Source organism: Oceanobacillus luteolus (assembly GCF_042678205.1).
GTDB lineage: Bacteria > Bacillota > Bacilli > Bacillales > Amphibacillaceae > Oceanobacillus > Oceanobacillus luteolus.
The window spans coordinates 1-13,349 of sequence record NZ_JBHUDE010000148.1; the positions used below are offsets into that span (position 1 = coordinate 1).

A 13,349-nucleotide genomic window follows, 5' to 3' on the forward strand; every position below is an offset into this window, starting at 1 on the left:
ATGAACCAGCTTCTTCTTCATGATGAACTGAAAGATAGGGTGTTAAAGTACCTTGAATAAATGGGAACTTACACACTTTATTTGACAAGCCCAAGTACGATTTATATATAAGTAAGTCCCTCCTCCATGTAAATGGCAGGAGGGTATTTATTATGCTCTTACTTTGTATTTTGTTCATCATTTACTCTCTCTATATATTCTTCCAATCTTTTCTTATCAGGTTTAATCGTTAATCCTAAGTATTCCCTTTCTCTATTGGCATCCTTATAAAAGGCGAGTGCCATCAATATGACGACAAAACTAAATGGCAATGCAGATATAATGGCGGCGGATTGTAACGCAGTCAACCCGGTCTCCCCGCCTGATAACAGCAGTATAAAGGCGATAGCTGCAAGCCCTACGCCCCAAACGATTTTGATATAACCAGCAGGACTTAAAGTACCAAATGAAGTCTGCATACCGAGTACGAATGTTGCTGAATCTGCAGAGGTAATAAAAAATGAAGCAATGAGTATTAATGTAAACATAGAGAAAAGAAAACTCATGGGTAATTCATTAAAAATACCAAACAGTTGTGTTTCAGGCGGCATTTCAAAGATATGAGGCGCTTGTTGCCCTACTTCAACTCCAGTAAGGCCAAAGGCGCTAAACCAGAATATACTTACTAGGGTGGGAACGACTAATACTCCAAAAACAAATTCTCGAATCGTTCTTCCCCGGGAAATCCTCGCAATGAAAATACCGACAAATGGACTCCAACTCATCCACCAGCCCCAATAATAAATCGTCCAGGTATTCATCCACTCTCGTTTCTGCCCGTTCAATGGAGCTACATCCAAGCTATTGTATAATAGCGTATTTAAATAATCTCCGGTTGCACTCGTCATCATATTGAGAATCGTCAATGTTGGTCCAAGAATTAAGATGGCTGCAAACAATAACCCTGCTAATACCATATTTAGATTACTTAAATATTGGATCCCTTTACTTAAACCACTCCATGCGCTATAGATGAATAAAACAGTGACAATGGCGATAATGATTCCTTGGCTGAGTTGACCATAAGGGATACCGAAGAGGTAATTGAGGCCCCCGTTAATTTGCATTGCCCCGATTCCTAAGGAAACAGCCACACCAATTACTGTGACGAATACCGTTAATACATCAACAATTATTCCGAGCGCTCCATCCACTCGGTCTCCTAAGATTGGTCGTAACGTTTTGGAGATTAAACCTACTTCTCCTTTACGGAACTGAGAGTATGCTAATGCGAGGGCAACGATTCCGTAAACAGCCCATGGATGAAATCCATAATGTAAGATGGTGGAACGCATTGCTTCTGCCAGAGCAGCTTTGGTCTCCGGGTCGGCAGTAGGTGGAGCAAGGTAATGTGAAATTGGTTCAGAGGAACCATAAAATACTAATCCTATTCCCATCCCTGCACTAAACAACATTGTCAACCAGGATAATGTTTTGAATTCTGGTTTATCGTTCGGTCTACCGAGTTTTAGTTTTCCAATAGGGCTGACTCCTAAAAACACACAAAAAAATAGAATCAGAGTAAATATCGTCATGTAGTACCAACCGAATGTTGCTGAAATCCAGTCACTAATTGCACCAGCTGTACTTCCAAAACGATCTGGAAAAAAAGCACCCAGTAGTACCAGTATCCCAACAACAATGGCAGCGTACGTAAAAACACTTGAAAATTGCCTTCTTTTTTTGACCATTATGCAGTTTCATCCTCTTTGTATTGTGATTAATCTTGCATTTGTATCATTTCTTATCCACTGTATTAGTTAATATCCATTATTTGCGTCTACTTTATTCAATCATCGGTTTTTTATTTGATTAAAGAGTTGAAACTGAAGGCAGGTTTTCCTCGTATGAGATAGAAAGGAATTGAAATAGGTGTGGGAGAGAGTTGGAGATGGATATCACCAACAGGCGGTATCCTGCTATTGAACTCGTTACAGGACAGGATGGCGATGATAAGTTGGGAGGAGTAATTCTAATAAATAAAAAGGGGAGATAGGAATGAGATATCTTATATTATTGACTCCATCGAAAAATTGGATAGAAGGTGTAGTTCTTCATAATCAGCCTTATATGCCAGAGCATGCAGTATATGTTCAATCAGGCTATAACGAGGGCAAAGTAATTATGGCTGGTCCATTTGCAGGTTCTGTTGGAGGAGCTGTTGTAATCGACGTTGAGAAAGAAGAGGATGCAATACAGTTTGCAGAAAATGATCCAGCTGTAAAAAGTGATGTTTTCTGTTATCAGATCAATAAATGGGATTTCAAGATGAGCAAATATGAAAATATCAACCCTAATTTCAATCAAGAGTATATTGACTATAAACATAAGGTACAGAAGGATTTGGGGATTATTTAATTAGTTTTAGGAAAAAGAAAAGGAGTGGGTAGTAGAGGACCCACTCCATGAAGTAAAACATTATTTGATTACTTTAAAATTATCCACTGTCTTTGCTTCTACTATATGATACTTCTCAAAATACTCCTGGATCAATTCAACGGCATCTTTTTGAATTTCCTTTACAACTTTTTTCCCTTGGAACATTGCATAATCCCCACCACCGGATGCACGGTAATTATTGAGTACGACTTTATAGGTGTTGTCGTCCATAAGCGGCTCTCCATGGTATGTGACATGTTCTACGCGTTCTCCCATTGGTTTTGAAATGTTAAAAGTATATTCAATACCTTCCCACATGTCATAATTATAATGTTGTGGCTTCGGTTCAATGTAGACTGGATTGACAGTAATCTCACCTGCGTCTGTTAATGTAAAGTATTGGGCGGTCTGTTCAAGAGCTTTTATTATATCTTTTCCACTCAGTTCCAGTACGACGAGTGTATTCGGGTACATATAGTTGGAAACAACATCCCTCATGGTCACTGTGGAAGTGAAACCAAGTGAATTATTGTTCAAAAGCGAAGTGACAGAAATATCGGCCCCGCTTGCTTCCATCTGAACATTTTGGATGAATTGGATGAAAGGATGCTTTTTGATCCGTGCTTCCAAAGGATCAGTAATCGTCATATCGCCATTAATATAACCAATAGGTTCGTCCAGCCATGCTTGTGTCGCTTTTTCAAGCGGATTAATATAATGGAGAACTTCATCATCGTTCTCTACCTGCTCCAAGTTATGTAAGGATGCTTCCTTATTTGCAATCTGCCATTTGCCTTCAGCATTTTTAGTAAGTTGTAAACTAACTTCTCCGTAGTGTGTTCCATTATTGCCAGGTTGAATGACAAGTACGTCATTGATGAATCCTGTCAGTTTCCGGTGTTGGTGTCCGGTCAACAACACATCAATCTCCGGAATTTCCATGCACATTTTATAACCCTGATTTTCACCTGTATATATTTCAGTTGGCGTACCTGTTTCCAAATCAGCTTCAAATCCACCATGATAGGAAGCGATGATGACGTCAGGTGCTTCATTTACCTTAACATAGGCAGCCCATTTTTTTAATGTTTCGAGGGCATCGGCAAATTTTAATCCCTTAATATGTTCAGGGGATTCCCAATTAGGGATGTAATGGGTGGTTACTCCAATAATCGCAAGTCTTATACCATTGGAAAATTGTTTGGTGATATAGGGAGGACCAAATGCAGGTTTCTCGGTCTCGCTATCCAAAATATTCGCGGATAGGATAGGGTACTCCGCTTGTCCAACTGCAGAAGATATAATATCCTTGCCGAAGTTGAATTCATGGTTTCCCAGTACTCCGGCATCTATGTTCAATTGATTCATAATCCCAATCGTAGGGTTTTCTCTATAACTATAGTTCTTTACAAAGTTTGTCATTAATGGAGTTCCTTGAATGAGATCTCCATTATCAAGGACAATCAAGTTTTTCTTTGCCTGTCGTGCTTGTTTTACTATGGTTGCATATTTAACCAAGCCGATATCTTCTGGCTTGTTGTTCCCATAGTTGATGGGAAGTATATGGCCGTGAATATCACTTGTATAAAGAATGGTTATTTGTTCTTGTTGCAAAAAGATAACTCCCTTCGAAAAAAGTCCCACAGGGGTTTGCCTGGGGACTTATTAATTTCAAAATAGTAAGGTCTTCTAGACGATTTTGCGTCTGATTCGTGCAGAGGCGAAGTCGATTACAGTAACTACGAGAATAATTGCCAGTAATATGGTTCCCATCTCGCTCCAATTTCGATTGTTTGAAGCAAAGATAATTAATGTACCTATACCACCCGCACCTACAATACCGAGGATGGAGGAGGCACGGATATCAACCTCAAATCGGTAAATTGCATAAGAGAGGAACTCTGGTGTAATCTGCGGTAATACACCATGGAATAAGATCTGGATTTTATTTGCCCCGCTCGCTTCCATTGCTTCTACAACGTTCATGTCAATACCTTCAAGTATCTCAGCGAACATTTTACCAAGCATACCAGTCGAGCCGATTGCGATGGCTAGAACCCCGGCAAAAGCATTCGGTCCTACAGCAACAACAAATAAAATTGCCAGGATGATATCTGGAAATGCACGAACTGCTGAAAGAATCCATTTACCTATCGTCGAAATAATGACTCCGCCCATCATATTTCTTGCAGCCAGGAAAGCGAGAGGCACAGCAAGAATTGCAGCCATTAAGGAGCCAGCGAAGGCAATGAATACAGTCTCTAACATACTAAGGGCAACTTTTCCTGTCGCACTCCAATCAGGGCTGAATAATTGTGGAATAACCCGTTGGAAGTTGTTGGCAGCACGTTCGATTGCTCGTCCCCAATCGATATCGATACTTGTAAACGTCCATACGTATAAAGCTATGACCAACACTGTAATGACAATATTACGGATGAGCTTAAAAGTAGAATTCTTCGGTTTAGGAGGTAATGTAAATTCTTTTTCCATTAGATCAATGCCTCCCTAATCTTCGTACTGATATATTCAATAGCGATGACAACAATAAAGATAATAATGATGATCATCATTGCGTTTGGATAGTTATAGAAACCGAGTTGTTGGTTGAGGATTAAACCGATTCCGCCAGCTCCAACAAGTCCTAAAACAACAGACGCTCTAATGTTGATTTCGAAAACATAAAGTACAAGTGATACATACTGTGGCAACACTTGCGGTATCAGCGCATACCAAATCATCTGAAATACATTGGCGCCAGACGCACGCATCGCTTCCATCGGGTTCATGTCTACTGCTTCAATCGTTTCACTGATAAGTTTTGCTAAAATTCCTAGAGAGAAAATAATAAGTGCTAATATACCAGGAAATAGACCTATTCCAAACAAACCGACAAATATTACAGCCAACACTAAGTCAGGTATTGTACGCAAAATATTTAAGAAAGTACGTGTGATTAAGTATAGAGGCTTGTTGGTAGTTACGTTTTCTGCAGCTAATAGAGCTAATGGAACGGTTAAAATCGCTGCAACGGTAGTGGCGATAATTGCCATTTGAATGGTTTCGACCATTGGCCCCCATACTGCAGGAATAACCGCGGTGTTTGGCGGGAAAAATTTCACCATTACATTAAACATATTACCTAACGCACCGGTAAAGCCGCCTGCCATTTGGGATTGAGTCCATGTCATACTAGTAAGGTAGATTGCTAGTACAACGAAAAAAATCACGGATACTTGTATTTTTGTTTTTACCGGGTAAATTGCTGGGACGTCACGGTTCGTTATTGTTTTCTTTTCGTTGGTCACGACTGATCTGCCCCCCCACGCAAGTCATCCTCACGTATCGAACGGCCATATATTTCTTCGAATGTTTTTTCTGTGACTTCAGACACTGGGCCATCAAATACTACTTCGCCCGCACGCATTCCAATAATACGATCTGCATATTCCATTGCCATATCAATAAAATGGAGGTTAACAATAGTAGTTAGGTTATCTTCTTTATTAATCTTTCTTAGATATGTCATTACTTGATGTGAAGTTGGTGGGTCCAGGGATGCTACAGGCTCGTCTGCTAAAATATATTTTGGCTGTTGGGTCAATACACGGGCGATGCTTACACGCTGCTGCTGTCCGCCACTAAGTTCATCTGCACGGTTGTATATTTTCTCTGCAATATTGACTCTTTTCAAACTTTCATAGGCAAGTCCAACATCTTCTTTTTTGTATGCGTTAAAAATGGATCGCAATGTCCCTGTATGTCCTAAACGGCCAGCGAGGACGTTTTTAATTACACTGGAGCGTTTTACTAAATTATAATTTTGGAAAATCATTCCTGTTTTTGTACGGAGTTTACGTAAGTCGCTTCCCCGATATTTAAGGATATCTTCATTATCGACTAAAAGTTCTCCAGAGGTTGGAGTGACCAAGCGATTGATACTGCGGATGAGAGTAGATTTTCCAGCTCCTGATAAACCAACAACGACAACGAATTCTCCATCATTTATTGTAAGGTTTACATTCTTTAAACCGACTGTTCCATTTGGATAAACAAGATCGACATCTTTAAATTGAATCATTATTTTCCTCCATAAATAGGTATGTCTTAAAGTAGCACAAGAGCGAAATTGCCCGTGTAGCGACGTATGGAGAGTCCATAGTCGCTCACTTTGTTCAGACTGGCCACGACCAGTCCCATAGCAAGCTAATGAGCACGGTATTTATTCCATTTTGTAAATCATGAAAAAGGGGAGTAAGTACTCCCCTTTTTCATAGGTAAGATTATTATTTTCCGCTTAATTAAGCGTTGAATATTATTTTGTCACTGATTAAAGTTCGATGTTGTCTTTGAACTTTTGATAAGTGTCTTTAACTACTTGGTATTCTTCGTCAGATGCTTCATCAATAGCATCCCAGTTGTATACATCATTCATGATTTTGATCATTTCTTCATCTTCGTTGAATGAAAGGAATGCATCTTTGATTTTTTGCACAAGTTCATCATCAAGTTCTTTAGTAACAGAGATCGTATCGTTAGGAATCTCATCTGTGTAATCTAAGACGACAAGATCATCCATGATTGTTGGGTATTCTTCTTCAAGAGTAGTACGAACATCGTCAAACGTAGTTGCAACGTCTGCATCCCCTTCAAGAACGGCAATGGCAGAGTTGTCATGGCCTCCTGTTTGAAGCGTACCGCCGAAGAAATCACTTTCAAGTTCCGCAGCAGTATTGTAGCCAAATTCTTCCATTAGTTGGCTTGCTGGGAATAAGTATCCAGAAGTTGAACCTTGGTCACCGTATGCCCAAGTTTTACCTTCTAAATCTGCTAAGCTTTCAATTCCAGAATCTGCACGGACGATGTATTGTGCTTTGTATGTTCCTGAACCATGACGGATGGATTTTAAGATAACCTCTACATCATATTGTTCATTAGCAAGAACATAACCGAATGCTGGAATGAATCCAATATGTACTTGATTTGATCCCATTGCTTCAACTAATGCGTTATAGTTAGTCATTACATTACCTTGTACTTCGACTCCAAGTTCTTCACTCAGACGTTCAGCAAGTGGTTCTACTGTTTCAGCGATTGTATCAGAATCTTGAGATGGTACAAATCCCATTACGATTGTATCGGGTACCGTTCCTTCAGAATCTCCTGAACCGGATTCAGTATTTTCAGTTTCCTCTGAGTCGTTTGTGCTATTGTCTGCGTCATCAGAACTTCCACAAGCCGCAAGGAATAGCGCCAATGCTAAAATTAGCAAAAGACTATAAAGTTTTTTCATCATGACCCTCCTAATAATTGAAAAAATACCTTTCATAACCTATTAAATACTATTATCAGATAAAAATCTAGTCTATTTTGAAGACTTTTACATGAAATTAAGAAAAGTAAATAATTGATTGGAGAAGACAGAAAGGACGGCATGTAAAGGTTTCCTGAATAATCAGGATGTGAATGAAGCATATGACTTCAAAATTGTTTAGAACATGCTTGAAAGGGTATGAACAATTATAGATATTTTCTTGTTATAAGAAATTGTTTGGAGGAATAATGGATGACAGAACATGATGTAGTGGTTTATGTAAGTGATAATAATAAACAGTGCTTGAAAGTCATTGAGCTGATTGAAGCGTATAATGTCCCATATAAAGTGAAAAATGTATCGCGAGAAAGAGGCTATATGAAGGAATTACAGAATAAAGGAATTTTCGGTACTCCCGCGACCTTTATCAAAGGTGAGAAGCGTGCGATCTTGGGGTACCAAAAAGAAAAAATACGAAGTGCTCTCTACAGTGTATGATTTGAACACTGAACATTGGGTATAACAATTAAGGACACCTCTGCATATTTTATAGTATATACGTAATGTTTGTTTAAAGAGGTGTTAATTTATGGATGACAGAACAAGACACTATCATCAAGCTTTCCAGTTTCGTCAGTCGCCACCATTTACCCAACAAATGCCGCCCTACCAAATGCATACACCTTATCATCCACAACAACCTATGACTCCATATGAACTATTCGCTAAACCACCACAACCATTGGATGTATTATATGCAAATCAAGATCCCAATATGGCGAACCAAAATCAAAATGTTGCTCCTGGAATGCTTGGGGCATTTACCGATTCAAATGGACAAGTGAATCTGGATAAAATGATGGGCACAATAAATCAGCTTGCGAGCACATATCACCAAGTGTCACCAATAGTAAAACAATTAAGTTCATTGTTTAGAGCATTTAGGGCATAGCCATTCAAACGCTTTATTCCTATACTACAATGACCTCCATCGTAACAACAATTAAAGGATAAATATCAAATACAGACAGATACTATAAGAAAAAAGCGTATGTATCGTGAAAGAGGAGATACGAATGATTGGTTGTTTATTGATCCATGGTTTTACAGGTGGACCATATGAGTTAGGACCTTTAGCTGAATATTTAAAGGAACAAACTGACTGGCATATTGAGACACCGACCTTAACTGGACATGGTAAGGAACTTCATTTAGAGAATACCACTTATAAAGATTGGATAACAGATGCAGAGAATACATTAAGAAAAATGACTGCAAAGTATGATGAAATATATATCGTCGGGTTTTCCATGGGTGGAATGATTGCGGCCTATTTGGCTGCAAAATATAATGTGGACAAATTGGTATTGCTTGCAACTGCTGGGAAGTATTTGGACTTTAAACAAATAAGAGCAGATATCCATGAAGTTATTCGCGATGGTTTGAAGGGTGAACTTGAGAATAACAAAATATATAACCATTATAAGAAAAAATTTGGTCAAGTTCCGATAAAAGCAAACATCGAATTCATGAAGCTTATCAATTTTACAAGACCATATTTGAAGGATGTCGATACACCAGTATTGATTGCCCATGGCCAACAGGACAGCATGGTTCCTTATAAAACTGCCTATTACCTTGATAAGGAGATTCATTCGGAGTATAAGGAAATTGTACTCTTAGACCGTTCCAGGCATCTATTATGTTTAGGTGACGATAAAGATACAATTAACGTGATGGTTCATGACTTTTTGGAAAAAGATGAATAAAAAGAGTCTGCTTTTAAATGAAGCAGACTCTTTTTACATGGGGAAATAGATATTTACACATGTCTATTCAAGGACACATTATTTCCTATCTTTAAAGAAGGCAATTACAATTGCACCTTCTCCACCATGGGTTGCGATTAGTGGGCCCATTTCAGTGAGAAAAGTCTCTTTAAATGGGTATTTGCTTTTTATTTCATTTAGCAGTTTCTTGGCTCTGGATTCATCGTTGCAGTGGGTCATGTATAAATGTTTGCTTTCTGTATTTTTGGCATATTCACCGATCTGATCAATGAAGCGGCGTAATGCTTTTTTCTCACCACGTATTTTTTCAGTGACTTCAATGGTTCCCTCGTCACTAGCTCTCATTAATAGTTTGATGTTTAATGTTTTTGCAATTTTTCCAGTCACTTTTGATACCCTGCCACCACGAACAAGGTTGTCCAAGGTTTGCAGAACAAATAGGGTTGCTGTACTTTCAACGCGTTCTTCTGCGTGATTGACGGCCTCTTCGAATGTATATCCTGATTTTATTTTTAGATATACGTCATATAAAAGCAGGGCGATTGCCCCCGACGCTGTTTTCGTATTAATGACTGCAATCTTCCGTTCAGGTTCTTCTTCAAGAATCATTTCTTTGGCAGCTACAGCATTTTGATACGTACTGCTTAATTCCTTGGAGATGCTGAACATCATGATGGATCGATCTTTAGGAACCTTTTTAAAAGCTTCATAGAAATCATTGGGACTTGGAGCCGCAGATTGAGGAACCTCGTTCAAATCTTTTACCTTCTTATGAAAGTCATTCAGATTTAAGGTGACTCCTGTTTTGTATTCTCCGTCACTAAAATGTAAGTAGAGAGGAACGATTTCAAGTTCGAGTTTTTCGATTAAGTGTTGTGGAACATCCGCTCCACCATCTGTCATCAGCTGAATCTGCATAATGGCACCGCCTAACTATTTTATTTTACCTTTTGCGAGATCGTAATGCCCGCTTTTTTTGAGGTACTGATTATGAATAAATACAATCCGAAAATTACAATGGTTCCACCAAGGAATTGTGACCAAGTAACGACTTCATTTAGGAAAAAGTAAGCTAAAATGGATGCTCCTACCGGCTCTAATAAGCCAGCCATTGATACTGTAGTCGTACTTAGCCAGCGTAGGCACCAATTAAAAATGGAATGTCCAAAGAAAGTCGGAATGACTGCCAAAGCTAAAAATGCCCACCAACTCGTTGTACTATACCCCGTAAAGGGATTTTGTAAAATTATATTGTAAAGAAAAAGAGTAATGGATGCGATTCCATATACGATAAAGGTATATGTCATGAGAGATAAACTTTTCCTTGTTGATTGGCCGATCAAAAAATAACCCGTTATAGCAACTGCACCAAGTATTGCCAGAATATCTCCAAGTATTGCAGTTCCATTTAACTGCAAGTCTCCCCAACCGATAATGATGCCACCAAATAGAGCAATAATCATACTGATGATGGTGCCATAAGAGAATCGTTCCTGAAATAACAAGTAAGTCCCTAGAAAAGCAAATAACGGTTGAATGGATACAAATACGACAGAACTTGCTACAGATGTATGGTTCAATGATTCGAACCATAAGATGAAGTGCAATGCTAGAAAAATTCCAGCTAAAATGGAGAAAATCCAATTTGCTGAAGATATTTCTTTAAATTCTTGCCGGTATTTGTAAAAGATAAATGGAGACATTAATATTACAGCAAAAAGTAAACGGTAAAAAGCAATGATTGCTGCAGGTGCATCTTCAGCAAGTCTGACAAAAATTGCAGAAGTGGAGATGGCAATTACTCCAATAAATAAAGCTGCTTTAGGATTAAATGCAGGAAGGCGCATACAAAAACTCCTTTGCCCTGGTGTAAGTGTCCGTTAACCTCCGACTTGAAGAATAAAGTAATATCCAGGTCACATAGGTGGGAGATGATGGTCACTGACACCCCAATTCGTTCCAGTAACTTGGAGGAGGTACTTGTCCTCCTGATTATTGGTTTCACTGTAATGAAAGTCCGTTGCATGTACTTGATATTATTACTCCATTTTATCATGGATGAGGAAAAAAATCATTTAATAGTCGTTATCCCAAAGAAGCGCAGTGGATAATGATTGCAAAAGTGTGTTATTATAAGACAAGCAGTAATTAGAGGCCCCGAATTGATAAAGGGAAGCCTAGTGTTCTTTTTATAATGAAATAAACAGGTAGAAAATATACTTTCCCATTTAAATATTAAAACCCTTCTTGAGTAGATTTAGTGTTTTTTTGACATATTCCGCAAAGAGGTAGGGTATACGATTAAATAGGATTTTCAGTGATGAAAGATCGAGCTAGCGGCCTCTTATAGCTAAATAAATTACTACAAAAGGAGTAGACTATTAGGTGACAAAATTTAGTGAATTAAGTATTTCAGCACCGATTATGAAGGCGTTAGAACAGATGGGCTTTGAGGAAGCGACGCCAATTCAAACGGAGACCATTCCTCTTGCCAAGGAAGGATACGACGTAATCGGCCAAGCGCAAACTGGAACAGGTAAGACTACAGCTTTTGGTATACCAATGATCGAACGGATCGATGCAAAGCTTCGTAAAGTACAAGGTCTGGTTGTGGCACCGACAAGAGAATTAGCTATTCAGGTTGCAGAGGAAATTAACCGGATTGCAAGATTTATGGGAGTTCGTGCTTTAGCCGTATACGGTGGCCAGCAAATGGATAGGCAAATTCGTGCTCTTAAGGATGGTCCACAAATCGTTGTAGCAACACCGGGAAGACTTCTTGACCACTTGCGTAGAAGAACGATTCGTGTTGATCATGTGAAAGTTGCAGTTTTAGATGAAGCGGACGAAATGTTGAACATGGGCTTCATCGATGATATCCGCGATATTTTAAAGGCGATTCCAGAGGAAAGACAAACGTTGCTTTTCTCGGCGACGATGCCAAAGGAAATTAGAAATATCGCAACAACATTGATGAAGGAACCTAAAGAGGTTAAGATTAAAGCAAAAGAAATGACAGTTACGAATATCGAACAATTTTTCATCGAAATACCAGAGAAATTCAAGTTCGATACATTGAACAACCACTTGGATATCCATTCACCAGACTTGGCGATCGTTTTCGCTAGAACGAAAAAACGTGTGGATGAAGTTACAGAAGGTTTACAAGCTAGAGGCTATCGTTCTGAAGGGATTCACGGAGATCTTACACAAGGTAAACGTATGTCTGTTTTGAATAAGTTCAAACAAGGCCGTGTGGATGTGCTAGTTGCAACAGATGTAGCTGCTCGTGGATTGGATATTTCTGGAGTTACTCATGTATATAACTTTGATATACCACAAGATCCAGAAAGCTATGTACACCGTATCGGTCGTACAGGCCGTGCCGGAAGAACAGGGGAAGCTATTTCCTTTGTGACGCCTAGAGAAATGGCGCACTTGCATCTCATCGAAAAAACGACAAAAAGTAAAATGAAACGTATGACTCCACCGACGAATCAAGATGCAAGACGTGGACAACAGCAAGTTACTATTGAAAAACTTGAAAAAGCAATCAGTAAAAAGGATCTAAGTTCTTATAAGGAATCAGCACAACAACTCTTGGAGGATCATGATTCAGTAACTGTAATTGCTGCTGCAATCAGCTTATTGACAAAAGAACGAAGAGATACACCGGTCCGCATCTCATCAGTCGCTCCTATCAGTGTGAAGAAGGCAATGAATTCTAAAGGTGGCGGACAGCGTTCCAAGAATAAACGTTTTTATGGTGGGGGAAGAAACAACCGTAAAGGTAACTTCCAAAAACGCCGTAAACGTGATTAATCAAG

Annotated in this window: 14 protein-coding genes; 6 read left to right on the plus strand and 8 right to left on the minus strand. The window is 39.0% G+C overall.

The window, feature by feature from the left end; translation table 11 throughout:
- Positions 1-158 precede the first annotated feature (158 nt).
- Positions 159-1,730, minus strand: a complete 1,572-nt coding sequence (locus ACFSBH_RS15945) for a BCCT family transporter (RefSeq protein WP_251517403.1) — start codon at positions 1,728-1,730, stop codon at positions 159-161.
- 307 nt (positions 1,731-2,037) lie between these two features.
- Between ACFSBH_RS15945 and ACFSBH_RS15950 the strand changes: the two genes are divergently transcribed.
- Positions 2,038-2,397 (plus strand): YciI family protein, encoded by a 360-nt coding sequence (locus tag ACFSBH_RS15950; protein WP_251517401.1) that lies wholly within the window; start codon positions 2,038-2,040, stop codon positions 2,395-2,397.
- Positions 2,398-2,457: 60 nt separating this feature from the next.
- Here the strand turns inward: ACFSBH_RS15950 and ACFSBH_RS15955 are convergent, their stop codons facing one another.
- The 5 genes from ACFSBH_RS15955 to ACFSBH_RS15975 all read right to left on the minus strand — a co-directional run bounded on the left by ACFSBH_RS15955 (position 2,458) and on the right by ACFSBH_RS15975 (position 7,711).
- Complete coding sequence (locus ACFSBH_RS15955; RefSeq protein ID WP_251517398.1) at positions 2,458-4,032, minus strand: bifunctional metallophosphatase/5'-nucleotidase; 1,575 nt, start codon at positions 4,030-4,032, stop codon at positions 2,458-2,460.
- 75 nt (positions 4,033-4,107) lie between these two features.
- A complete protein-coding gene (gene phnE / locus ACFSBH_RS15960) occupies positions 4,108-4,911 on the minus strand; it encodes a phosphonate ABC transporter, permease protein PhnE (RefSeq protein WP_251517396.1) in 804 nt (267 codons plus the stop codon).
- Complete coding sequence (phnE, locus tag ACFSBH_RS15965; RefSeq protein WP_251517395.1) at positions 4,911-5,726, minus strand: phosphonate ABC transporter, permease protein PhnE; 816 nt, start codon at positions 5,724-5,726, stop codon at positions 4,911-4,913. Before phnE (ACFSBH_RS15965) ends, phnE (ACFSBH_RS15960) begins: the two co-directional genes overlap by 1 nt.
- Positions 5,723-6,499 (minus strand): phosphonate ABC transporter ATP-binding protein, encoded by a 777-nt coding sequence (gene phnC, locus ACFSBH_RS15970; protein ID WP_251517393.1) that lies wholly within the window; start codon positions 6,497-6,499, stop codon positions 5,723-5,725. Before phnC ends, phnE (ACFSBH_RS15965) begins: the two co-directional genes overlap by 4 nt.
- Before the next feature lie 249 nt (positions 6,500-6,748).
- Entirely contained in the window at positions 6,749-7,711 is a 963-nt protein-coding gene (locus ACFSBH_RS15975) for a phosphate/phosphite/phosphonate ABC transporter substrate-binding protein (protein ID WP_379598563.1), read from the minus strand.
- A gap of 273 nt (positions 7,712-7,984) precedes the next feature.
- On the opposite strand from ACFSBH_RS15975, the gene ACFSBH_RS15980 reads away from it, so the two are divergent.
- The 3 genes from ACFSBH_RS15980 to ACFSBH_RS15990 all read left to right on the plus strand — a co-directional run bounded on the left by ACFSBH_RS15980 (position 7,985) and on the right by ACFSBH_RS15990 (position 9,501).
- Positions 7,985-8,230: a glutaredoxin domain-containing protein gene (locus ACFSBH_RS15980; protein WP_251517390.1), complete on the plus strand. Its 246-nt coding sequence runs from the start codon at positions 7,985-7,987 to the stop codon at positions 8,228-8,230.
- Positions 8,231-8,321: 91 nt separating this feature from the next.
- Positions 8,322-8,684: a YppG family protein gene (locus ACFSBH_RS15985; RefSeq protein WP_251517389.1), complete on the plus strand. Its 363-nt coding sequence runs from the start codon at positions 8,322-8,324 to the stop codon at positions 8,682-8,684.
- A 124-nt stretch (positions 8,685-8,808) separates the two neighbouring features.
- A complete protein-coding gene (locus ACFSBH_RS15990; protein WP_251517387.1) occupies positions 8,809-9,501 on the plus strand; it encodes an alpha/beta hydrolase in 693 nt (230 codons plus the stop codon).
- Positions 9,502-9,579: 78 nt separating this feature from the next.
- On the opposite strand, the gene ACFSBH_RS15995 is transcribed toward ACFSBH_RS15990, so the two are convergent.
- Positions 9,580-10,440, minus strand: coding sequence for a DegV family protein (locus ACFSBH_RS15995; protein ID WP_251517385.1), 861 nt, complete (start codon positions 10,438-10,440; stop codon positions 9,580-9,582).
- A gap of 20 nt (positions 10,441-10,460) precedes the next feature.
- Positions 10,461-11,369 carry a DMT family transporter gene (locus ACFSBH_RS16000; protein WP_251517383.1) on the minus strand — a complete coding sequence of 303 codons (909 nt, stop codon included), beginning with the start codon at positions 11,367-11,369 and terminating at the stop codon, positions 10,461-10,463.
- Between the two features lie 87 nt (positions 11,370-11,456).
- Here ACFSBH_RS16000 and ACFSBH_RS16005 point away from each other — a divergent pair, with 87 nt between their 5' ends.
- Together ACFSBH_RS16005 and cshA are read left to right on the plus strand one after the other, a co-directional pair.
- Entirely contained in the window at positions 11,457-11,633 is a 177-nt protein-coding gene (locus ACFSBH_RS16005; protein WP_251517381.1) for a hypothetical protein, read from the plus strand.
- 274 nt (positions 11,634-11,907) lie between these two features.
- Positions 11,908-13,344, plus strand: a complete 1,437-nt coding sequence (cshA, locus tag ACFSBH_RS16010; protein ID WP_251517379.1) for a degradosome RNA helicase CshA — start codon at positions 11,908-11,910, stop codon at positions 13,342-13,344.
- The last annotated feature ends 5 nt before the right edge of the window (positions 13,345-13,349 follow it).